At 73.1% G+C, this 21,320-nt stretch carries 18 protein-coding genes; 10 read left to right on the forward strand and 8 right to left on the reverse strand.

Features of this window, described 5'->3' with window-relative positions; genetic code table 11:
* Positions 1-43: 43 nt before the first annotated feature.
* Entirely contained in the window at positions 44-1,246 is a 1,203-nt protein-coding gene (locus ACZ6Y1_RS11925) for an acetyl-CoA C-acetyltransferase (RefSeq protein WP_469626412.1), read from the reverse strand.
* Between the two features lie 137 nt (positions 1,247-1,383).
* Between ACZ6Y1_RS11925 and mce the strand changes: the two genes are divergently transcribed.
* The 7 genes from mce (at position 1,384) to ACZ6Y1_RS11960 (ending at position 11,855) form a co-directional block, all read left to right on the forward strand.
* A complete protein-coding gene (mce, locus tag ACZ6Y1_RS11930) occupies positions 1,384-1,827 on the forward strand; it encodes a methylmalonyl-CoA epimerase (protein WP_469626416.1) in 444 nt (147 codons plus the stop codon).
* A 389-nt stretch (positions 1,828-2,216) separates the two neighbouring features.
* Positions 2,217-6,740 carry a polarized growth protein Scy gene (gene scy, locus ACZ6Y1_RS11935; RefSeq protein ID WP_469626419.1) on the forward strand — a complete coding sequence of 1,508 codons (4,524 nt, stop codon included), beginning with the start codon at positions 2,217-2,219 and terminating at the stop codon, positions 6,738-6,740.
* A 193-nt stretch (positions 6,741-6,933) separates the two neighbouring features.
* Positions 6,934-7,872, forward strand: a complete 939-nt coding sequence (locus tag ACZ6Y1_RS11940) for a cellulose-binding protein (protein WP_469626422.1) — start codon at positions 6,934-6,936, stop codon at positions 7,870-7,872.
* A gap of 115 nt (positions 7,873-7,987) precedes the next feature.
* Positions 7,988-8,998 carry an ABC transporter ATP-binding protein gene (locus ACZ6Y1_RS11945; RefSeq protein WP_469626425.1) on the forward strand — a complete coding sequence of 337 codons (1,011 nt, stop codon included), beginning with the start codon at positions 7,988-7,990 and terminating at the stop codon, positions 8,996-8,998.
* A gap of 2 nt (positions 8,999-9,000) precedes the next feature.
* On the forward strand, positions 9,001-9,774 hold the full coding sequence (locus ACZ6Y1_RS11950) for an ABC transporter permease (RefSeq protein WP_469626628.1): 774 nt from the start codon (positions 9,001-9,003) through the stop codon (positions 9,772-9,774).
* Positions 9,775-9,927: 153 nt separating this feature from the next.
* A complete protein-coding gene (locus ACZ6Y1_RS11955; protein WP_469626428.1) occupies positions 9,928-11,043 on the forward strand; it encodes an ABC transporter ATP-binding protein in 1,116 nt (371 codons plus the stop codon).
* Positions 11,040-11,855, forward strand: a complete 816-nt coding sequence (locus ACZ6Y1_RS11960; protein ID WP_469626431.1) for an ABC transporter permease — start codon at positions 11,040-11,042, stop codon at positions 11,853-11,855. The genes ACZ6Y1_RS11955 and ACZ6Y1_RS11960 overlap by 4 nt, the downstream gene beginning before the upstream one ends.
* A 25-nt stretch (positions 11,856-11,880) precedes the next feature.
* On the opposite strand, the gene ACZ6Y1_RS11965 is transcribed toward ACZ6Y1_RS11960, so the two are convergent.
* The gene (locus tag ACZ6Y1_RS11965; protein WP_469626435.1) at positions 11,881-12,207 is read right to left on the reverse strand and encodes an ATP/GTP-binding protein; all 327 of its coding nucleotides are present in this window, start codon (positions 12,205-12,207) and stop codon (positions 11,881-11,883) included.
* A gap of 229 nt (positions 12,208-12,436) precedes the next feature.
* Here ACZ6Y1_RS11965 and ACZ6Y1_RS11970 point away from each other — a divergent pair, with 229 nt between their 5' ends.
* On the forward strand, positions 12,437-13,468 hold the full coding sequence (locus ACZ6Y1_RS11970; RefSeq protein WP_469626438.1) for an LLM class flavin-dependent oxidoreductase: 1,032 nt from the start codon (positions 12,437-12,439) through the stop codon (positions 13,466-13,468).
* Between the two features lie 49 nt (positions 13,469-13,517).
* Here ACZ6Y1_RS11970 and ACZ6Y1_RS11975 read toward each other — a convergent pair whose 3' ends face one another.
* Positions 13,518-13,910: an SCO5389 family protein gene (locus ACZ6Y1_RS11975; RefSeq protein WP_365165872.1), complete on the reverse strand. Its 393-nt coding sequence runs from the start codon at positions 13,908-13,910 to the stop codon at positions 13,518-13,520.
* A 220-nt stretch (positions 13,911-14,130) separates the two neighbouring features.
* Here ACZ6Y1_RS11975 and nucS point away from each other — a divergent pair, with 220 nt between their 5' ends.
* A complete protein-coding gene (gene nucS, locus ACZ6Y1_RS11980; RefSeq protein ID WP_469626444.1) occupies positions 14,131-14,802 on the forward strand; it encodes an endonuclease NucS in 672 nt (223 codons plus the stop codon).
* Positions 14,803-14,835: 33 nt separating this feature from the next.
* Here the strand turns inward: nucS and ACZ6Y1_RS11985 are convergent, their stop codons facing one another.
* From ACZ6Y1_RS11985 to ACZ6Y1_RS12000, 4 genes are all read right to left on the reverse strand, one after another.
* Positions 14,836-17,709: an ATP-binding protein gene (locus ACZ6Y1_RS11985; protein WP_469626446.1), complete on the reverse strand. Its 2,874-nt coding sequence runs from the start codon at positions 17,707-17,709 to the stop codon at positions 14,836-14,838.
* 228 nt (positions 17,710-17,937) lie between these two features.
* Positions 17,938-18,261: an STAS domain-containing protein gene (locus ACZ6Y1_RS11990; RefSeq protein ID WP_030153791.1), complete on the reverse strand. Its 324-nt coding sequence runs from the start codon at positions 18,259-18,261 to the stop codon at positions 17,938-17,940.
* Positions 18,262-18,456: 195 nt separating this feature from the next.
* Positions 18,457-19,305 (reverse strand): 3-hydroxyacyl-CoA dehydrogenase family protein, encoded by an 849-nt coding sequence (locus ACZ6Y1_RS11995; protein ID WP_469283031.1) that lies wholly within the window; start codon positions 19,303-19,305, stop codon positions 18,457-18,459.
* Positions 19,306-19,479: 174 nt separating this feature from the next.
* Positions 19,480-20,031 (reverse strand): hypothetical protein, encoded by a 552-nt coding sequence (locus tag ACZ6Y1_RS12000; RefSeq protein ID WP_469626452.1) that lies wholly within the window; start codon positions 20,029-20,031, stop codon positions 19,480-19,482.
* A gap of 92 nt (positions 20,032-20,123) precedes the next feature.
* Here ACZ6Y1_RS12000 and ACZ6Y1_RS12005 point away from each other — a divergent pair, with 92 nt between their 5' ends.
* Positions 20,124-20,696, forward strand: coding sequence for a cob(I)yrinic acid a,c-diamide adenosyltransferase (locus tag ACZ6Y1_RS12005; protein ID WP_469626455.1), 573 nt, complete (start codon positions 20,124-20,126; stop codon positions 20,694-20,696).
* On the opposite strand, the gene ACZ6Y1_RS12010 is transcribed toward ACZ6Y1_RS12005, so the two are convergent.
* A complete protein-coding gene (locus ACZ6Y1_RS12010) occupies positions 20,693-21,283 on the reverse strand; it encodes a hypothetical protein (protein ID WP_469626458.1) in 591 nt (196 codons plus the stop codon). The genes ACZ6Y1_RS12005 and ACZ6Y1_RS12010 overlap by 4 nt on opposite strands.
* Positions 21,284-21,320 lie beyond the last annotated feature (37 nt).

Genomic DNA, 21,320 nt, shown 5'->3' on the forward strand with positions numbered 1-21,320 from the left:
CCTCGGGTGCTTCTGGGGTACGGACCGGATGGGACTGCGGCCGTCAGGCCTGCGGCACGCGCACGATCAGCGCGTCGCCCTGCCCGCCGCCGCCGCACAGCGCGGCCGCGCCGACACCGCCGCCGCGGCGCTTGAGCTCCAGCGCCAGGTGGAGCACCACGCGGGCGCCGGACATGCCGATCGGGTGACCCAGGGCGATGGCGCCGCCGTTGACGTTCACCTTTTCCGGGTCCACGCCGAGGTCCTTCATTGACTGCACGGCGACGGCCGCGAAGGCCTCGTTGATCTCGATGAGGTCCAGGTCGCCGACCTCCAGGCCCTCCTTCTTCAGGGCGTGCAGGATCGCGTTGGACGGCTGCGACTGCAGGGAGTTGTCGGGACCGGCCACGTTGCCGTGGGCGCCGATCTCGGCGATCCACTCCAGGCCCAGCTCCTCGGCCTTGGCCCTGCTCATCACGACCACGGCGGCCGCACCGTCGCTGATCTGCGAGGACGTGCCGGCGGTGATGGTGCCGTCCTTCGCGAAGGCCGGGCGCAGCTTGCCGAGGGACTCGACGGTGGTCTCGGGGCGGATGCCCTCGTCGTGCGAGAAGACGACCGGGTCGCCCTTGCGCTGCGGGATGGAGACCGGGGTGATCTCGGCCTCGAAGACGCCGTTCTTCTGCGCGGCGGCGGCCCGCTGGTGGGAGGCCGCGGCGAACTCGTCCTGCGGGGCGCGCTCGATGCCGAGGCGGGTGTTGTGCTTCTCGGTGGACTCGCCCATCGCGATGTTCTCGAAGGCGTCGGTGAGGCCGTCGTGGGCCATCGCGTCGAGCATCTCGATGGCGCCGTACTTGAAGCCCTCGCGGGACTTCGGCAGCAGGTGCGGGGCGTTGGTCATGGACTCCTGGCCGCCCGCGACCACGATGTCGAACTCGCCCGCGCGGATGAGCTGGTCGGCCAGGGCGATCGCGTCGAGGCCGGAGAGACACACCTTGTTGATGGTGAGCGCCGGGACGTTCATCGGGATGCCGGCCTTGACGGCGGCCTGGCGGGCCGGGATCTGGCCCGCGCCGGCCTGGAGGACCTGGCCCATGATCACGTACTGGACCTGGTCGCCGGAGATTCCGGCCCGCTCCAGGGCGGACTTGATGGCGAAACCGCCGAGGTCGGCACCCGAGAAGGACTTCAGCGAGCCGAGCAGCCGCCCCATGGGGGTGCGGGCCCCGGCGACGATCACTGACGTGGTGTTGTTCGTTCCGGACATGAGGCACAGCCCCTTGAAGATGAGGAGTGAACGAGGGTTTACCCGAATGTACTGAGCGGTACCCGCGCCGTCACCGGCATGTCGGTGTGATCGCTGGCACGTTGCGTGACCACCCCCGCGGGCGGTGCACTGGTCCCATGCTGACAAGAATCGACCACATCGGGATCGCCTGCTTCGACCTGGACAAGACCGTCGAGTTCTACCGTGCCACGTACGGCTTCGAGGTGTTCCACTCCGAGGTCAACGAGGAACAGGGCGTCCGCGAGGCCATGCTCAAGATCAACGGGACCTCGGACGGCGGCGCCTCCTACCTCCAGCTCCTGGAGCCCACCCGCGAGGACTCCGCGGTCGGCAAGTGGCTGGCGAAGAACGGCGAGGGCGTCCACCACATCGCCTTCGGCACCGAGGACGTCCTCGGCGACTCGGAGGCCATCCGCGGCAAGGGCGTCCGCGTCCTCTACGACCAGCCCCGCACCGGCTCCATGGGCTCCTCGATCACCTTCCTGCACCCCAAGGACTGCCACGGCGTGCTGACGGAGCTGGTCACCTCGGCCCCCGACCGGCCGGCCGACCAGCACTGACGGCCCCGCGTCGCGGCACACCACCGGCCGTGGTGTGCCGTCCGCCGTACGGACACCGCGCGTTTCCTTGATCACACGCCCGACGGCCCGCCCTTCCGGACCCATACGCTCCGCATCAGTGGCTGAACGCCGCAAATCACCCCTCCCTGGACCCCGCGGGGGAATTGCCGCGGGCGCGGCATCCGCAGATGCCGCAAGAGCGCACTGATGTCCCGTATCCCCGGCCGGTAGAGTGGCCATGGCTCGGCCGGGGTTCGGTGCGGAGACGGGGTCGGAGCCTGTGAGCTCTGCCCCGGTATCTGACACCATTCCCCCGGGGGCGTCGTTCAGCGGGCGAGCGATGCTCATTGGGAGTGAGCTTGCGACCAGGGGACGGATGGGACCGCGCTGTGCGGGGCTACGAAAGCCAGGAGAGCCATCAGGCCGAGGCCGACCATCTCTCGCGCTTCGAGGCCGAGATGGAGCGGCTGAAGAAGGAGCGCGGGAAGGCCGTCCAGCACGCTGAGGACCTGGGTTACCAGGTCGAGGTGCTGCGCGCCAAGCTCCACGAGGTGCGACGGGCCCTGGCGTCCCGACCCGCCTACGACGGCGCGGACATGGGCTACCAGGCGGAGCAACTGCTCCGCAACGCCCAGATCCAGGCCGACCAGATGCGCTCCGACGCCGAGCGCGAGCTCCGCGACGCCCGGGCGCAGACCCAGCGCATCCTCCAGGAGCACGCCGAGCACCAGGCACGCCTCCAGGCCGAGCTGCACGCCGAGGCCGTCAACCGCCGCCAGCGGCTGGACCAGGAGCTCAACGAGCGCCGCCAGACCGTCGAGGCGCACGTCAACGAGAACGTGGCCTGGGCCGAGCAGCTCCGCGCCCGTACCGAGTCCCAGGCGCGCCGGCTCATGGAGGAGTCCCGCGCCGAGGCCGAGCAGTCCCTGAACGCCGCCCGCGCCGAGGCCGCCCGCGTCGCCGAGGAGACCCGGCGCCGCATCGCCGCCGACGCGGAAGCCACCCGCGCGGAGGCCGAGGCCACGCTGCTGCGCGCCCGCAAGGAGGCCGAGCGGCTGCTGACCGCCGCCTCCGCGCAGGCCCAGGAGGCCACCGAGCACGCGGAGCGGCTGCGCTCCACCACCTCCGCCGAGGCCGAGCAGACCCGGCAGCAGACGCTGGATCTCGGCCGGGTGGCCGAGGCGCGGGCGCAGGAGGCCGAAGCGGCGCTGCGCTCGGCCCGGGCCGAGGCCGAGAAGCTCCTCGCCGAGGCCAAGGAGAGCGCGGCCCGCCAGCTCTCGTCGGCGGAGTCCGTCAACGAGCAGCGCACCCGCACCGCCAAGGAGCAGGTCGCCCGGCTGGTCGGCGAGGCCACCAAGGAGGCCGAGACCCTCAAGGCGGAGGCCGAGCACACCCTGGCCGACGCCCGCGCGGAGGCCGAGCGGCTGCGCACCGAGGCCGGGGAGCTGGCCCGGACGGCCGCCGCCGAGGACATGGCGGCGCAGCTGGCGAAGGCGGCCCGCACCGCCGAGGACGTACTGAACAAGGCGTCCGAGGACGCCAGGGCCACCACCCGCGCCGCGTCCGAGGAGGCCGAGCGGATCCGCCGCGAGGCCGAGGCGGAGGCCGACCGGCTGCGCCTCCAGGCGGCGGCGACCGCCGATGAGCTCAAGGGCGCCGCGAAGGACGACACCGAGGAGTACCGGGCCCGTACGGTCGAACTCCAGGAGGAGGCCCGCAGGCTGCGCGGCGAGGCCGAGCAGCTGCGCGCGGAGGCCGTCGCCGAGGGCGAGCGGATCCGCGGCGAGGCCCGCCGCGAGGCGGTCCAGCAGATCGAGGAGGCCGCCCGGACCGCCGAGGAGCTGCTCGGCAAGGCCAAGGCGGACGCGGACGAGCTGCGCGGCGGGGCGACCGCCGAGAGCGAGCGGGTCCGCGCCGAGGCCGTCGAGCGGGCCGGCACGCTGCGCAAGCAGGCCGAGGAGACCCTGGAGCGGACCCGCGCCGAGGCGGAGCGGATGCGCGCCGAGGCCGAGGAGCAGGCGCAGGCCGCGCTGGCCGAGGCGGAGGCGGCCGCCCTCGCCCGCCGCGAGGAGACCGAGCAGGCGCTGGCCGCGAAGCGGGCGGAGGCCGACGAGGAGCTCGGTCGCCTGCACACCGACGCCGAGGGCCGGCTGGCCACGGCCGAGCAGACGCTGCGCGACGCCCGCGCGGCGGCGGAGAACATCCGCCGGGAGACGGCGGAGGAGTCCGACCGGCTGCGCGCCGAGGCCGCCGAGCGGATCCGCGCGCTCCAGACGCAGTCGGAGGCCGAGGCCGACCAGCTGCGCACCGACGCCGCGGACGACGCGGGCCGGGTGCGCGCGGAGGCCGAGCAGGTGGCCGTACGCCTGCGCAGCGAGGCCGAGACCGAGGCCGAGCGGGTGCGCACCGAGGCGCTGGAGACCGCGGACCGGCTGCGCGCCGAGGCGAAGGCGGCGGCCGAGCGGGTCGCCGCGGAGGCCGCGGAGGCGCTGGCCGCCGCGCAGGAGGAGGCCGCCCGGCGCCGCCGGGAGGCCGAGGAGACCCTGGCGTCGGCGCGGACCGACGCCGACCAGGAGCGGGCACAGGCCCGCGAGCAGAGCGAGGAGCTGCTGGCCGCGGCCCGCCGCCGCTCGGAGGAGGCGCAGGCCGAGGCGGCCCGCCTGACCGAGGAGGCCGAGAGCCGCGCCGCGGAGCTGGTGTCGGCGGCTGAGGCCACCGCCCAGCAGGTACGGGACGCCGTGGCCGGTCTGCACGAGCAGGCCGAGGAAGAGGTCAGCGGGCTGCGCAGCGCCGCCGAGCACGCGGCGGAGCGTACGAGGACGGAGGCCGAGGAAGAGGCCGGGCGGGTCCGCGCCGACGCGTACGCGGAACGCGAGCGCGCCACCGAGGACGCCAACCGGATCCGCAGCGAGGCCCGCACCGAGACGGACGCGGCGAAGGCGCTGGCCGAGCGCACGGTCGCCGACGCGATCGCCGAGGCGGAGCAGTTGCGCAGCGACACGGCGGAGTACGCGCAGCGGGTGCGCACGGAGGCCACGGACGCGCTGGCCGCCTCCGAGCGGGACGCGGCCCGTACCCGGGCGGACGCCCGCGAGGACGCGAACCGGATCCGCGGCGAGGCGGCGGAGTCCCTGGAGGCGGCCCGCGCCGAGGGCGCGCGGATCACCGCCGAGGCCACCGCGGAGGCGGAGCGGCACACCGAGGAGACCCGCGCCGCGAACGCGGCGACCGTCGCCGAGGCCGAGGCGGAGGCCGAGCGGCTGACCCGCGAGGCCGCCGAGGCCGCGGAGGCCACCCGCGCCGAGGCCGCGGGCATCCTGGACGAGGCCCGCGCCGAGGGCAACCGGCTGCGCACCGAGGCCGCCGAGCAGGCGGACCGGCTCATCACGGAGGCCACTGCCGAGGCCGAGCGGCTCACGGAGGAGACCCGAGCCGCGAACGCGGCGGCCGTCGGCGAGGCCGAGGCGGCCGCGGAGGCGCTGCGCGCGAAGGCGGAGCGGCTCACGGCCCAGGCGGCCGAGACGCTGGTCGCGGCCGAGCGGGACGCGGCGCGCGTGCTGGTCGACGCCCGCACCGAGGGCGACCGGCTGGTCGACGAGACCCGCGTGGCCAACGAGGCCACGGTCGCCGAGGCGGCGAAGGTCCTGGAGGACGCGCGGGCGGAGGGCGGCCGGATCATCGGCGAGGCCACCGCGGAGGCGGAGCGCGTCACGGCCGCGGCGAACGAGACGCTGGCGAGCGCCGAGCGGGAGTCCGAGCGGACCCTCGACGAGGCCCGCGCCGAGGCCAACCGGCTGCGCACCGAGGCCGCCGAGCAGGCGGACCGGCTCATCACCGAAGCCGTGTCGGAGGCCGAGAAGCTCACCGCCGAGACCCTCAAGGCGAACGAGCGGACGGTCGGCGAGGCCGCGAACGAGGCCGAACGGCTGCGCGCGGAGGCGGCGGAGTCCCTGTCCTCGGCGCAGGAGCACGCCACCCGGACCCGGTCGGAGGCCGAGCGGGTCAAGGCGGAGGCGGCGACCGAGGCCGAGCGCATCCGTGCCGAGGCCCGTACGGATGCCGAGCGGCTGCTGGACGAGGCGCGCGAGGCGGCGAACAAGCGCCGCAGCGAAGCCGCGGAGCAGGTCGACCGGCTCATCACCGAGGCGGCGGCGGAGGCCGACAAGCTGACGGCCGAGGCGGCGAAGCAGGCCCTGGCCGCCACCACGGGCGCCGAGGAGCAGGCTGACGCGATGGTCGACGCGGCCCGCAAGGAGGCCGCGCGGATCACCTCGGAGGCGACCGTCGAGGGCAATTCCCTGGTGGAGAAGGCCCGTACGGACGCGGACGAGCTGCTGGTCGGCGCGCGGTCGGACGCCGCAGCCATAAGGGAACGGGCGGAGGAGCTGCGCAGCCGCGTCGAGTCGGAGGTCGAGGAGCTGCACGAGCGGGCCCGCCGGGAGTCGGCCGAGCAGATGAAGTCGGCCGGCGAACGCGTGGACAAGCTGGTGCGCGCGGCGACCGAGCAGAGCGTCGAGGCCGAGGCGAAGGCCAAGGCGCTGGTGTCGGACGCGAGCAGCGAGGCGAGCAAGGTGCGCATCGCCGCGGTGCGCAAGGCCGAGGCGCTGCTCAAGGAGGCCGAGCAGAAGAAGGCGGAACTGGCCCGGGAGGCGGAGAACGCCCTGGCCGAGGCGAAGGCGGAGGCCGAGCGGCTCGTCGAGGAGGGCCGCCGGGAGCTGGAGGTCCTGGTGCGCAGGCGGCAGGACATCCAGGGCGAGATCTCCCGTGTCCAGGACGTTCTTGAGGCGTTGGAATCATTCGAGGCGCCTTCGGGCGGCGCGAAGCCGTCGATCGGCAGCCAGGGTTCGGGGGGAGCGAAGGCCGGCGCGACTGCGGGTTCCACTCGTTCGGGTGGGAAGTCGTCGGAGGGGTAGTCCGCGAGCGGTGAGTGTGCTTCTGACGGTGGTTCAGGCGAACGAGTGACAAGCTTTCTGTCGCCTTGCCACTCAAAAGGGGTGTCATTGTCCAGATCAATCGCGGATTGACTCGAAGACACGCCGTCCTGGCGCCTAGGATTCCCCTAACACCTCACGTAGCACCTCATCGGTCTCATTCGACAGGAACCCCATGAGCGACCCTTCCTCCCCCTTCGGCTTCGAGCTCGTGCGGCGCGGTTACGACCGCGGTCAGGTGGACGACCGCATTACCAAGCTGGTCTCCGACCGCGACAGCGCCCTTGGACGTATCAACTCTCTGGAAAAGCGGATCGAGGAGCTGCACCTCGAAACGCAGAACGCCCAGGCCCAGGTGAGCGACGCCGAGCCGTCGTACGCCGGCCTCGGTGCCCGGGTCGAGAAGATCCTGCGCCTGGCCGAGGAGGAGGCGAAGGACCTGCGCGAGGAGGCCCGTCGCGCGGCCGAGCAGCACCGCGAGCTCGCCGAGTCGGCCGCCCAGCAGGTGCGCAACGACGCCGAGTCGTTCGCCGCCGACCGCAAGGCGAAGGCCGAGGACGAGGGCGTCCGCATCGTCGAGAAGGCCAAGGGCGATGCCGCCACCCTGCGCTCCGAGGCCCAGAAGGACGCGGCCTCCAAGCGCGAGGAGGCCGACGCCCTGTTCGAGGAGACCCGCGCCAAGGCCGCCCAGGCCGCCGCGGACTTCGAGACGAACCTGGCCAAGCGCCGCGAGCAGTCCGAGCGCGACCTGGCCTCGCGCCAGGCGAAGGCGGAGAAGCGCCTCGCCGAGATCGAGCACCGCGCCGAGCAGCTGCGCCTGGAGGCCGAGAAGCTCCGTACGGACGCCGAGCGCCGGGCCCGTCAGACGGTGGAGACCGCGCAGCGCCAGGCCGAGGACATCGTGGCGGACGCCAACGCCAAGGCGGACCGCATCCGCAGCGAGTCCGAGCGCGAGCTGGCGGCGCTCACCAACCGCCGCGACTCGATCAACGCCCAGCTGACGAACGTCCGCGAGATGCTGGCGACGCTGACCGGTGCGGCCGTCGCGGCGGCCAACCCGATCGTCGACGACGAGCCCGTCTCCCGCGGCGTCCCGGCGCAGCAGACCCGCTGACGCCCCGGCCGCGGTTACCGGGCGGTACGGTTCGCCCGCTTCGCGACCAAAGCATGGGCCGTGCGTCACCTTTCGTAGGTGGCGTACGGCCCTTCGGCGTTCTAGCGTGGCCTGCATGATCGAGCTCGAGGGCCTCACCAAACGATTCGGCGCGAAGACCGCCGTGGACAACCTCAGCTTCCAGGTCAGACCGGGGGTGGTCACCGGCTTCCTCGGCCCCAACGGGGCGGGCAAGTCCACGACCATGCGCATGATGCTGGACCTCGACAACCCGACCAGCGGCACGGTCCGGATCGACGGGAAGCACTACCGGGACCTGCAGGAGCCGCTGAAGTACATCGGGGCGCTGCTGGACGCGAAAGCCATGAACGGCGGTCGCAGCGCGTACAACAACCTCCTCTGCCTCGCGCAGTCGAACCGGATCCCGAAGCGCCGGGTCGACGAGGTGCTGGACCTGGTCGGACTGACGGCCGTGGCGAAGAAGAAGGCCAAAGGATTTTCACTGGGCATGGGCCAGCGCCTCGGAATCGCCTCCGCGCTGCTGGGTGATCCGGAAATCCTGATGTTCGACGAACCCGTCAATGGTCTGGACCCGGAGGGAATTCTCTGGATCCGCAATCTGATGAAGGGCTTGGCGGCCGAGGGCAGGACGATCTTCGTTTCGTCCCACCTGATGAGCGAAATGGCCCTGACCGCAGACCATTTGGTCGTCATCGGACAGGGAAAGCTGCTGGCTGATTTGTCGATGGCCGATTTCATCCGACAGAACTCGCGCAGTTACGTACGACTGCGCTCGCCTCAGCAGGAGCGTCTGAAGGACGTCCTCCACGAGGCCGGCATCCAGGCCGTCAGCGTCCCCGCGACCGGCGTGCTGGAGATCGACGGTGTGGAGTCGGAGCGGCTCGGCGAGCTCGCCGCCCAGCACCAGATCGTGCTGCACGAACTCAGCCCGCAACGGGCTTCACTGGAGGAAGCGTTCATGCGCATGACGGCGGATTCCGTCGAGTACCACGCCCACGCTCCGGGCGCGCCCGTGCCCGCGGGGATCGCGGGCGGTCCGGCCCGGCCGGCCGACGTCCCCGCGTGGGGCGCCGGCTTCGAGGCGACGCGCAAGGGCGGCGAGTGACCGTGCCCTCCTTCCCCGCCGTCCTTCAGTCCGAGTGGACCAAGATCCGCACGGTCGCCTCCACCACCTGGACCCTCGTCTCCGCCCTGGCCGTCACCGTCGGCATGAGCGCCGGGCTGTGCGCCGCGGTCAACGCGACCTTCGAGGACATGCCCAAGGGCGAACAGATCACCTTCGACGCCACGCAGATGAGCTTCTCCGGGATGCTCCTGGGGCAGCTCGCGATGCTCGTCTTCGGCGCGCTCGTGGTCGGCAGCGAGTACGGCACCGGCATGATCCGCACCTCCCTCGCCGCCGTTCCCCACCGCGGGAGCCTGCTGCTCGGCAAGGTCGGCGTCGCCGCCGCCCTGGCCCTGGTGGTGGGCCTGGCCACCGGCTTCCTGTCGTTCTTCCTGGGCCAGGCGCTCCTCGGCGACCACTCCACCGGGCTGGACGGGGAGAACGTCCTGCGCGCGGTGATCGGTGTCGGCCTGTACATGGCCCTGCTGGCGGTCTTCGCGATCGGCGTCTCGATGATGCTGCGGAACTCGGCCGCCTCGATCTCGATCCTGATCAGCTTCATCCTGATCCTGCCCATCGTCCTCAACCTGGTCGACGCCACTCGCAAGATCGCCCAGTACCTGCCCAACATGGCCGGTTCCGCGATCATGCAGACCGTGACGGCCGCGGACGCCGACGCGCCCTACGGGCCCTGGGGCGGTCTCGGGATCATGGCGCTGTGGGCACTGGCCGCCGTACTGGGGGGCTACCTCGTCCTCAAGAAGAGGGACGCCTGAGTCCCGCCTCCGTCTCAAGGACTACGGGTCATCCCCGGGTCGGTCTCAGGGGCCGGCTCGGGGATCGGCCCGGGACGGAACCACGGGAAGCTCGTTATCCTCTTAAGCCTTACGCGGGCGAGAGTCGTCCCGGCCTGGTAAGGGGCAGTAAAGATGATCGAGGCAGTCGGCCTGACCAAGCGCTACGGCGCCAAGACCGCCGTCGACCAGCTGTCCTTCCAGGTCAAGCCGGGTCACGTCACCGGATTCCTGGGCCCGAACGGCTCCGGGAAGTCCACCACCATGCGCATGATCCTCGGCCTGGACCGGCCCACGTCCGGCCGGGTCACCATCAACGGCCACCCCTTCCGGGAGCTGCCGAACGCCCAGCGCCACGTCGGTGCCCTGCTCGACGCCAAGGCCGTGCACGGCGGCCGCCGGGCGCGCAAGCACCTGCTGTCGATCGCCCAGCTCTCCGGCATCCCCGAGAGGCGGGTGGACGAGGTGCTGGCCGTGGTCGGTCTCCAGGACGTCGCGGGCACGCGTACGAAGGGCTTCTCGCTCGGCATGGGCCAGCGGCTCGGCATCGCCACCGCCCTGCTCGGCGACCCCCAGGTGCTGCTGTTCGACGAGCCGGTCAACGGTCTCGACCCCGAGGGCATCCTGTGGGTGCGCAACCTCATGAAGCGGCTCGCCTCCGAGGGCCGTACCGTCTTCGTCTCCTCGCACCTGATGAGCGAGATGGCCCTGACCGCCGACCACCTGATCGTCATCGGCCGGGGCCGGCTGCTGGCCGACATGGGCACGCAGGAATTCATCACGCACAACTCGGCCGGATTCGCTCGGGTCCGCGCGGCCGACACCGGCCCCGGTGGCCGGGACGCACTGGGTGCGGTCCTGCGCGAGGCGGGCGGCCGGGTCCTGCAGGAGGCCGACGGGGCACTGCGCGTGACGGGCCTGGAGCTGCCGAGGATCTCCGACCTCGCGCACGCGGCCGGCATACGGCTGTGGGAGCTGTCGCCCCACCGGGCCTCGCTGGAGGAGGCGTACATGCGGATGACCCAGTCCTCCGTCGAGTACACCTCCACCGAGGACCCCCGGGCCGAGCTGTGGGAGCCGGAGCCGCTCACGGTCCCGGCGTGGGAGGAGGACGCGGCGGCGCCGGAGGTCCCGCAGGCCGGGTTCTTCGCTCCCCCGCCGCCCGGAGCGGGTGGGCGGCCCTTCCTGATGCCCAGCGACCCCGGCCGGCTCGCCGGCGCCGTCAAGAACGACCCCGAGGACGCACGATGACCGCCCCGGCCACCTACAGCTCGCCGCTGCCGACACCGCGGCCGCACCTGGGGCACGCGCTGGCCTCGGAGTGGACGAAGATGATCTCGGTCCGCTCCACCCTGTGGACGCTCGGCGCCCTCGTCGCGACCGTGGTCGGCATCGGGCTGCTGTTCGTCGCGCAGACCGTGGACCGGGACTACGCGGAGATCTCCTTCACCACCCCTGCCCTCTTCGGCCTGCTGGTGGGACAGCTCGCGGTGATGGTCCTCGGCGTACTGACGATCACTTCGGAGCACGCCACCGGTCTCGCCCGGACCACCTTCACGGCCGCGCCCGACCGGCACCGGGTGCTCACCGCCAAGTACCTCGTCTTCGGCCTCACGGCCTTCCTCACCACCGCCGGCTCCGTCTTCCTGGTCGGCATCTTCGCCGCGTTCGTCCACGACGGCTCCGCCGCCGGACCGCACGCGGCCGCCGAGTGGCTCGGTGCGGTCGCGGGCGCCTTCTACGTGACGCTGCTGGGCGTGCTCGCGCTGGCCGTGGGCGCGCTGCTGCGCCACTCGGCCGGGGCGATCGCGGTGATGCTCGGCGTGGTCACGCTGCCCCCGGTGATAGGCGGGATGCTCAGCAGCTGGGAGGCGCTCCAGCCCATCGGCGCGACGATCCTGCGGCACAACGCGCCGGTGGCGCTGATGAAGCTGTTCGGCATGCCGGCCGGGGCCGACATGGGTGTCCCGACCAGCGACCTCTCCCACCTGGTGCTCATCCTGCTGGTCACCGGCGCCGCGGTGACCGCCTCCTACGTGGCGGTCGGCCGCCGGGACGTCTGAGCGCCGGGGAGTTCCAGGTGACGGCCTAGTACCTGGGCGCGTTGCGGGACCGCTGCACCTTCGAGGTGCGGCGGTCCTTCGCGTTCCAGCAGGCCTTGTGCCAGTGCCGCCGGTCGTCCACGCCGCCGTACTCCGGCCAGGCCACCAGGTGCGGGGTGCCCGAGGGGATCTCCTGGTCGCAGCCGGGGCAGCGGTAGCGCTTGCCCGCCGCGCTCGCGCCCGCGACGTGCCGCACCTTCCAGTCCTCGCCCAGGTACTCCTCGGTGCGCTCCAGCCCGTACCGGTCGAAGCCGGTGCTGGGGCGTTCCTCCGGGGTCTCGCCGCCTCGGGGGCGGTTGTGGCGCGGTGACACGTATACCTCACGGATGAGCGGGCGGCAGGGACTTTCTCCCAGACTACGCGCAGCGAGCCCCGCAACCCGCAGGGTGGTCGGAGAAGGCGGCCGCTCGACGGGAGATGGCCCGACAATCCCAATAACTTTCCTGTCAGCCCGTGCCTTTGGCACGTGTCAGACGTTGTTGCCATAGGAAGAACCGGTCCACCTGGGGGAGGCCGCGTCAGCCGCGAGGAGGCTAAAGGCGATGCGCGTAGGAGCGTTTGTACTGGCAGCCCAGTTCCCGGGCCAGGGACAGGGCGAGGCACTGCACCGGGCGGTGCGGACGGCGGAAGTGGCCGAGGAGGCCGGGCTCGACGCGGTCTGGCTCGCCGAGCACCACTTCGTCCCGTACGGGGTGTGCCCCTCGGCCGTGACCCTGGCCGCGCTGCTGCTGGGCCGGACCCGGCGGCTGCGGGTGGGCACGGCGGTGAGCGTGCTGCCGAACGCGCACCCGGTGGCCCTCGGCGAGCAGGCCGCCCTGCTGCACCTGACCTCCGGCGGCCGGTTCACGCTCGGTGTCGGCCGCGGTGGGCCGTGGGTGGACCTTGAGGTCTTCGGGGGCGGCCTGGACTCGTACGAGAACGGCTTCCCGGAGGCGCTGGACCTGCTGCGGCGCTGGCTGGCCGAGCCCCGCGTGGGAGCGGACGGCGATCGGTACGGCTTCCGCGAGGTGGCCGTCGTACCGCGCCCCTCGGAAGCCATCGACGGGGACGGGACGGGACCGGAGGTCATCGTGGCCTGCACGTCGCCGGAGTCGGTCCGGCTCGCCGCGCAGCGGGGGCTGCCGATGCTGCTCGGCATGCACTGCGGGGACGAGGAGAAGGCGGAGATGGTCGCGCTGTGGCGGCGCACCGCCCTGGCGGCGGGCCACTCGCGGGACGTCGTGGCCGGCGCGGGGCACGTGTCCGCCGGGGTGTGCCAGCTGGCGGACAGCACGGCCGACGCCCGCGAAACGCTGCTGAAGTCGATGCCGGGCTGGCTGAGGCAGGGGCTGGACGCGCACGTGACGGTGGACGGCCGGCTCCGCTCGATGCGGGATCCCGTCGCGTACACGGAACTGCTGTGCGACCTGCACCCGGTGGGAACCCCGGCCCTGGCGGCGGACCGGCTGGCGGCCACGTCCGCCCGGACCGGCATCACGCGCTTCGCCCTCCTGACGGAGGGCTCCGGGGACCTCGCCGCGACGGAGGAGAACGTACGGCGCCTCGGCGCCGAGGTCCTGCCCCGTCTCGGCTGAGTCCGCCGGAGGGCAGTACTGGTGGTGCGGGTGGTACGGACGGGACTGGCTAGCAGTCGCGCAGTTCCGGTGACTGGTTGAGCAGCTGACCGCGGATCGAAGTGAACTTGGCCAGCCGGTCGTCCACCGAGGAATCGAGCGGGAACACCGCTACCCGGTGACAGTTCTGGAATGCCAGGCGCACTCCGAAGTGCCGCTGCAGGGCACCTCGTATCGCGTCACTCGCAAGAGCGCGCAGCAGCTGCCCACGCGCCTGCTCGTCCGGCGGCGGCGTCTGGTTGTCGGCGAACTCTCCGCCGTCCACTTTCAGCTGGGCCACCAGCGAGCTGATCATCTCCCAGGCATAGGGCAGGGAGGTCCGGACGCAGTCGACGAAGGCGGCTTCGTCGACCTCGCCTCGCTCGGCCTGTTCGAGTAGGGCCGGTGAGACGTCGAGCGACATGGGTTCTCCTCTCGCGGCCCCGGCCCATTGGGTTGCCGGAGCCTTACGGGCAGGGAAGGAGATCGCGACGCAGCGTGCACGCTCCGCAACCTCCCGCTCACCACGGTAGGCGCCCCATGGGTGACGCACCAGGAGAATGCGCATACAACGCGCCATCGGCGAAGGGGGCTTTCAGGGGCGAATCGCGTGGAGGCCTCCCCGTCGAGTAGCGTTGCCGACCATGCGTCTCGTCATTGCCCGCTGCTCCGTCGACTACGCGGGCCGGCTCACCGCCCATCTGCCCTCGGCACCCCGTCTGATCCTCGTGAAGGCCGACGGCAGTGTCTCGATCCACGCGGACGACCGGGCGTACAAACCGCTCAACTGGATGTCGCCCCCGTGCACCCTCAAGGAGGGGAACGGTGACGAGGCCGGTGTCTGGACGGTCGTCAACAAGGCGGGCGAGAAACTCATCATCACCATGGAGGAAGTCCTCCACGACTCGTCCCACGAACTCGGCGTCGACCCCGGCCTGATCAAGGACGGCGTGGAGGCGCACCTCCAGGAGCTCCTCGCGGACCGGATCGAAACGCTGGGCGAGGGCTACACGCTGATCCGCCGCGAGTACATGACGGCCATCGGCCCGGTGGACATCCTGTGCCGGGACTCCTCCGGCGCGACCGTGGCCGTGGAGATCAAGCGGCGCGGCGAGATCGACGGCGTCGAGCAGCTGACCCGCTACCTGGAGCTGCTGAACCGCGACCCGCACCTGGCCCCCGTCCGCGGCGTGTTCGCGGCGCAGGAGATCAAGCCGCAGGCGAGGGTGCTGGCGACGGACCGCGGCATGGACTGCGTGGTCCTGGACTACGACGCCATGCGCGGCATCGAGGACGACAAGCTCCGCCTGTTCTGAGGCCGACGCGACGGGCCCGTACGCCGGGGCGCCCTACGGGGTGCCCGGCTGCGGGCCCGTCGCGCTCGCCGAGGGCGTGGGGCCCCCGGAGGCCGACGGGGACGGGCTCGACTGCGTGGGCGTCGGCTCCGCGGACGTCGCCGGCGGCTGCGAGGCCGAGGACGGCGGCCGGCTCTTCGCCGGGCTCGCGGACGGCTTGCGGGACGGGGTCCTGCCCGGGGTGGTCTGCGCGGTGCTCTCTCCCGGCGCCGGGGATTCCGACGTGGCGGGTGCCACGGGCGGCGGTACGGCGGAGTCGGTGGTGCCGGGCGCGGACGACGGGGCGACCCGGGTCGGGTTCCCCGACACCGAGGGCCTCTTCGCCGGGGGCGCGGTGTCCTCGGAGCTCATGGAGAGGCTCACGACGGTGCCCAGCGCCACCACGGTCAGCGCACCGGCCGCGGCCAGCAGCACCGTGCGGCGACGGCCGCGGTCCGCGTCCGGCCGCGCGGCGGGCTCCGGTTCGGGGGCGGTGGTGGGCTTGGGGTCCAGCGGGAACGCGTCCTCGAACACCGCGGACAGCGTCGTGGGCGTGTCCGTACCCCGCAGCACGGGCACCACGGGGGTCACCCGCGTCACCGCCTCCGGCGAGACCGGCACGGGCAACGGCGACGTCACCGCCCCGGTGCTCCCCGCCCCCTTCGCGCCGCCGACGCCGGGGCCACGGACCGCGGGCCAGCCGGCGGAGGTTCCGGCCGTGCCGGCGCCACCGCGCCCGGCGGACGCGTCGCCCGCGGGGCCGGCCGAGCCGGCCCGGCCCTCCGCGGAGGCGGCCGCGCTCCCGGCCCCGGCCGTGCCCCGGCCGCCGGCCGCGCCCGGCCCGCGCAGCGTGAGTCCGCCCGCCGCCCCGACCGCACCGCCCGGGCCGGGCAGGGCGGCGGCACCCGCGGCGCCGCCCGCGCCCACCGGACCCGCGGGAAGGCCGTCCGTACCCCCGGGAACACCCGGACCGCCGTCCGCACCGTCAGGAACACCCGGAACACCGGGAACACCGGGAACGCCCGCACCGGCCGCGCCCGGCCCGCGCAGTGCGAGCCCGGCCGTACCGCCCTGCCCGGCGGGGGCGCCGGCACCGGGGCCGCCCTGCCCGGCCGGGCCACCGCCGCCCGTGCCCGCCCAGCGTGCCGCGTTGCCGGGGCCGGGGCGGGCCGCCTGACCACCCGTCGCCGCCGGGGGCTCCAGGCGCAGCGGCGGGGACGACGTCACCCCCGCCGCCTCGCGGTCCACCACCAGTGCCAGCGCCCGCCGTCCGGCCACCGTGCCGCGCTTGTCGGCCAGCGCGCCCCGCAGCCCGATCGACGTCTCCAGCTCGGCCCGCGCCCGGTCCAGCCGTGCCTCGCACAGGGCGAGCACGCCGAGTTCGTGGTGGAAGTACGCCTGCTCGGCGACCTCCCCCGCCTTGCGCGCGGCCTCCGCGCCCGCGCGCAGCACCCGCTCCCACGCCTCCCAGTGCAGCGAGGCCGCGAACGCCGGAGCGGCCGTCCGCGCGAGCAGCACCGCCGCCACCACGTCCGCGCCGCCCAGCGCGGCGAGCACCGCCTCGGCCTCCACCGCGACGCGCTCGGGGGTCACCGACGCGTGGCCGGTCCACCAGGCGTAGTGCCGGGCGGCCGTACGGGCCTCCTCGGCGGCGGTGTCCCCGTACCCGGCCTCCTCCAGCTGGCGTGCGACGCCCTCGGCGAGCCGGTAGCGGGCACCGACCGGGGTCAGGAGCCCGCAGGCGAGCAGTTCCGCCACCGCCGAGTCCGCGTGGGTGTCCCCCACCAGCGCCGGCAGGTGCGTGTGGTGCGGCATCTCCCCGCCCAGCGCGCACGCGATCCGCAGGGCCGCGCGCGCCGACTCGCTGACCCGCGAGGCCAGCAGCTCGGCCGGGGCCGCGCCCTCGGCGAGCGTGGGGAGCGGGACGTGGGCACCGCCGCGGGGGCGTTCCTCGAAGACGCCGGGCTCTTCCTCGAAATCGTCCGTCTCGCTGTGGTTGAGCTCGTCGCGCTGCCGCAGCAGCGCGGCGGCCTGTACGAAGCGCAGCGGCAGCCCCTCGGAGGCGAACCGCAGGTCGGCCGCCCAGGCCGCCTCCGGCTCGGTCAGCCGGCGTCCGACGCCCGCCTCCAGGAGCGCGGTGCACTCGGCCTTGCCGAGGCCGTCGAGGAAGACCTCTTCGAGGTGCGCGTCGTCGGCGGCGCCCTTGGCCTCGGGGGTCGCGGCCAGCAGGTAGGCGCACTCGGGGGTGGCGCGCAGCAGCTCGTCGAGGGCGTTGCCGCTCAGGTCCAGGTCGTCGAGGAGGACGATGGCGCCGATGTCCCGGACCCGGGCGAGGAGCGTGATCCGGTCGGGCCGCTCGCGCGGGGCCTCGTACACGGCGGAGTACAGGGCCTGGAGGAGCTCGCCGGACTGCTGGTGCCCGTGGCCGGAGAGGCGTACGACGCCGTCGGGGGCGAGGTTCGCGCAGCGGGCGGCGACCGCGTCGAGCAGGGTGGTGCGCCCGGATCCGGCGGGGCCGGTCAGCCGTACGGAGCGGCCGCGGGCGAGCAGCCCGACGAGCCGATCGCGTTCCTGCTCGCGCCCGAGGAGCGGCCGGGCGGGTATCGGCGGTCCGGGCAGCGCGGGCGGGCGAGCGGCGGTGTCCCGGGCGGCGCGGGAGGCCGCGTCGCGCTTGGCGGGGCGGCCGGCGTCGGTGCCGGGGCGCAGCACTTCGATCTCGCTGCCGTCGACGGGGTTGACGGCGAGGGTGTATTCACCCGCGGTCAGGCGGACCAGCCGCGCGGCGGGCGCGGAAGCGGAGGCGGACGCGGACGCGGGTGCACCGGCGGACCGTCCGGCCGCCGCTCCGGAACGCTTCTCCGGATCGGTCTGCCCCTGCGTAAGGTCCATGACCAAGTCCCCCGATCGCGCTGCGCGCCGTCGCCGTCTTCCCGCCCGGCCTTCGCACACGCCGCTCTCGCTACTGGTCCGGTTTCCGCCCGAACCCTAGACGGTGGCCGGTCGTGCGGGGAACCGCAGGGGTGCCATCACCACCGGACCGTTACGTTTCCGCAGGAAATGTGCAGGTGGCGGGCCTGGGGTCGGGGCGGTCACCGTGGTCACCGTGGCCGCGGCGGGTCAGACCCGGGGAAGGGACTCGGCCTCCAGGCCGCCCTCGATCGCGAGGATCCGGTGCAGCCGGGTCGCCACGAGCAGCCGCTGCATCTGGGGCGGTACCCCGCGCAGGACGAGACGCCGTCCGGTCCGGCCGGCCCGCCGGTGCGCACCCATGATCACGCCGAGTCCCGTGGCGTCCCACGAGTCGAGTCCGGTCAGGTCGAGCACGAGGTCGCCGTGTCCGTCGTCGAGGGCGGTGTGGAGGGCCGTACGGGCGTCCGCCGCGCTGCGCACGTCGAGGCGGCCCCCGACAGCGAGTTCGGCGTGGTCGCCCCTGATGTGCATGTGTGCTCCCGGCAGTACCGCGTACGTATGGTCCGACTGGTCCGTGGTCGGCAACTCTCACTGCAACTGACTGCCGCACGGGCAGGGAAGTTGCCGACCGTGAGCGAACCGATACCTAATTCACCCCGACGGGTGATGGCGTTCGAACTGGTGCTCAGTGGCCGGGCCCGCTCGGCCCGGCCTGGGGCCGGCGGCTCAGTGCTTGTAGAAGCCCTGTCCGCTCTTGCGGCCGATGTCGCCGGCGTCCACCATGCGGCGCATCAGCTCCGGCGGCGCGAACTTCTCGTCCTGCGACTCGGTGTAGATGTTGCTGGTGGCGTGGAGCAGGATGTCGACGCCGGTGAGGTCGGCGGTGGCCAGCGGGCCCATCGCGTGACCGAAGCCCAGCTTGCAGGCGATGTCGATGTCCTCGGCGGAGGCCACGCCCGATTCGTAGAGCTTCGCGGCTTCCACGACCAGCGCGGAGATCAGACGGGTCGTCACGAAACCGGCGACGTCGCGGTTGACGACGATGCAGGTCTTGCCGACGGACTCGGCGAACGCGCGGGTGGCCGCGAGGGTTTCGTCGCTCGTCTTGTAGCCGCGGACCAGCTCGCAGAGCTGCATCATCGGGACGGGCGAGAAGAAGTGCGCGCCGACGACCCGCTCCGGGCGCTCCGTCACCGCCGCGATCTTGGTGATCGGGATGGCGGAGGTGTTGGAGGCGAGGATCGCGTCCTCGCGGACGATCTTGTCGAGGGCACGGAAGATCTCGTGCTTGATCTCGATCTTCTCGAAGGCGGCCTCGACCACGATGTCCACATCGGCGGCGGCGTCGAGGTCGGTGGTGGTCGTGATGCGGGCGAGCGCGGCCTCGGCGTCCTCGGCGCTCAGCTTGCCCTTGGAGACGAACTTGTCGTAGGAGGCCTTGATCCCGTCCGTGCCCCGGGTCAGCGCCGCGTCGGTGACGTCGCGCAGCACGACGTCCCAACCCGCCTGAGCGGAAACCTGAGCGATTCCGGAACCCATCAGCCCGGCACCGATGACGGCGAGCTTCCCAGCCACTGCACACCCCAAGTTCTCGATTGGACCCCGGCCCCGTCAGGGCCCGGTCTCGTAGCCACTCCGGCGGAGACTAGCGCCCGTGCGGCGCGGAGTGACCCTGAAGTAACACGCGTCACGTCTCAGATGACGGACATCACACCGGTCCGGCCCAGCAGCCGTGCGCTGCCTCACAGTTCACGCGTCGTCGCGGTCGGGGTCGTCCTCCTCGAACCGGCGGGCCAGCTCGCGCAGCCGCTCCAGTTCCCTGCGCGCCGGCCCCGGATGTCCGAGTTCGACGGCCATGACGCCGCGTCCGTGGATGTAGTGGGCGTCCGCCCTGGCCCGCTCGTCGGCGCCGGGCAGCGAACAGACCGTGCGGCGGAGGTAGCCCAGCATCGAGAGGGTGTGAGCGGCCTCGGGAACGCGGCGGTCCCCGGCCGCGAGCTCCTCGCGCAGCAGGTCCTTCGTGTAGTCCCAGACCCTGGCGTCGTATTCGGCGGCGCCGGGCTCCCCGGGGTGGTGCGGGTGCCCGGTCCAGGGGTGCGCGTGGTCGCGCAGGTCGAGGACACGGTCCCAGGCCTCGCCCACGCGCCCCTCGGCCGCCAGGGCCCGCCCGCGCCCGGCGCACTCGTCCACTTCGCGCCGGACGTCCGGGCTGTCCCGGTGGCAGGCGGCGAGGAAGCCGGCCAGGAGGTCGATCTGCTGGAGCGCCTCGGCCCGCAGCCGTATCGCGTAGAAGTCGGTCAATCTGTTCCTTCCCCGGATCACCGCCCGACAGTACGGGGGGCGGGCGCCACCGCGCCCGGAATTTCCCCGGCGGCCCCGTCTACCCTGGCCGCATGGTGAACCTCACGCGCATCTACACCCGTACCGGCGACAAGGGCACGACCGCCCTCGGCGACATGAGCCGTACGGCCAAGACCGACCTGCGGATCTCCGCGTACGCCGACGCCAACGAGGCCAACGCGGCCATCGGGACGGCGATCGCGCTCGGCGGCCTGCCCGCGGAGGTCGTGAAGGTCCTGGTCCGCGTGCAGAACGACCTGTTCGACGTCGGCGCGGACCTGTGCACCCCCGTCGTCGAGAACCCGGAGTACCCGCCGCTGCGCGTGGAGCAGTTCTACGTCGACAAGCTGGAGGCGGACTGCGACACGTACCTGGAGCAGGTGGAGAAGCTGCGCAGCTTCATCCTCCCCGGCGGCACCCCCGGCGCGGCCCTGCTGCACCAGGCCTGCACCGTCGTCCGCCGCGCCGAGCGCTCCACCTGGGCGGCGCTGGAGGTGCACGGCGAGGTGATGAACCCGCTGACCGCCACCTACCTCAACCGCCTGTCCGACCTCCTGTTCATCCTGGCGCGGGTGGCCAACAAGGAGGTCGGCGACGTGCTGTGGGTCCCCGGCGGCGAACGCTAGCGGCGACCCGGCCGGACGCCGTCCGGCTGGACACGATCCGGCTGCGGCCCCTGCGCCGCAGGGGCCTTTTTCGGCCAGATCGTGTACGTGGCGGCGATCAGGGCGTGGATGCCGACCGCCCGCAGCGCACCGGCCTGCCAGGCCCGGAGCGAGCTCACGTCGCCCGCGTCGCCCACGTACGCGATCGCGGCCTGGAGCAGGCCGAGGGCCACGGCCGCGGCGACGACCGTGCGCAGCCACAGCTTCCACTCGTGGACGGCCCGGGCCTTGCCGTGTCCGGGGCCGGCCGGCCTCGGTCCCCCGGCCAGCCGGTGCGCGGCGTGGCCGTCGAGCCATGTGACGGTGTAGTGGCCGTAGGCGACGGTGTAGCCGATGTACAGGGCGGCCAGTCCGTGCTTCCAGTCCGGCTCCGCACCGTTCTTGAGGTCGACCGTGGTGACCACCAGCAGGACCAGCTCCATCAGGGGCTCGCACAGCAGGACCGCCGCCCCGAGCCCGGGGCGCTTCGCGAGGTAGCGCAGGGCCAGGCCGGCCGCCAGCAGCACCCAGAAGCCGGCCTCGCAGGCGATGATCAGCGCGACGATCACGGGACTCTCCGTCCGCTCGGTTTCTCCGTTCCCTCCA

This window comes from Streptomyces sp. NPDC053432 (genome assembly GCF_055585365.1).

Coding starts and splice junctions, on each gene's coding strand:
- ACZ6Y1_RS11945 (WP_469626425.1), top strand. CDS start 7,988: ATGATCGAGCTCGAGGGCCTCACCAAACGATTCGGCGCGAAGACCGCC.
- ACZ6Y1_RS11940 (WP_469626422.1), top strand. CDS start 6,934: ATGAGCGACCCTTCCTCCCCCTTCGGCTTCGAGCTCGTGCGGCGCGGT.
- ACZ6Y1_RS11955 (WP_469626428.1), top strand. CDS start 9,928: ATGATCGAGGCAGTCGGCCTGACCAAGCGCTACGGCGCCAAGACCGCC.
- ACZ6Y1_RS11925 (WP_469626412.1), bottom strand. CDS start 1,246: ATGTCCGGAACGAACAACACCACGTCAGTGATCGTCGCCGGGGCCCGC.
- ACZ6Y1_RS11985 (WP_469626446.1), bottom strand. CDS start 17,709: ATGGACCTTACGCAGGGGCAGACCGATCCGGAGAAGCGTTCCGGAGCG.
- ACZ6Y1_RS11960 (WP_469626431.1), top strand. CDS start 11,040: ATGACCGCCCCGGCCACCTACAGCTCGCCGCTGCCGACACCGCGGCCG.
- ACZ6Y1_RS11990 (WP_030153791.1), bottom strand. CDS start 18,261: ATGCACATCAGGGGCGACCACGCCGAACTCGCTGTCGGGGGCCGCCTC.
- ACZ6Y1_RS11975 (WP_365165872.1), bottom strand. CDS start 13,910: ATGTCGCTCGACGTCTCACCGGCCCTACTCGAACAGGCCGAGCGAGGC.
- ACZ6Y1_RS11970 (WP_469626438.1), top strand. CDS start 12,437: ATGCGCGTAGGAGCGTTTGTACTGGCAGCCCAGTTCCCGGGCCAGGGA.
- mce (WP_469626416.1), top strand. CDS start 1,384: ATGCTGACAAGAATCGACCACATCGGGATCGCCTGCTTCGACCTGGAC.
- ACZ6Y1_RS12005 (WP_469626455.1), top strand. CDS start 20,124: ATGGTGAACCTCACGCGCATCTACACCCGTACCGGCGACAAGGGCACG.
- nucS (WP_469626444.1), top strand. CDS start 14,131: ATGCGTCTCGTCATTGCCCGCTGCTCCGTCGACTACGCGGGCCGGCTC.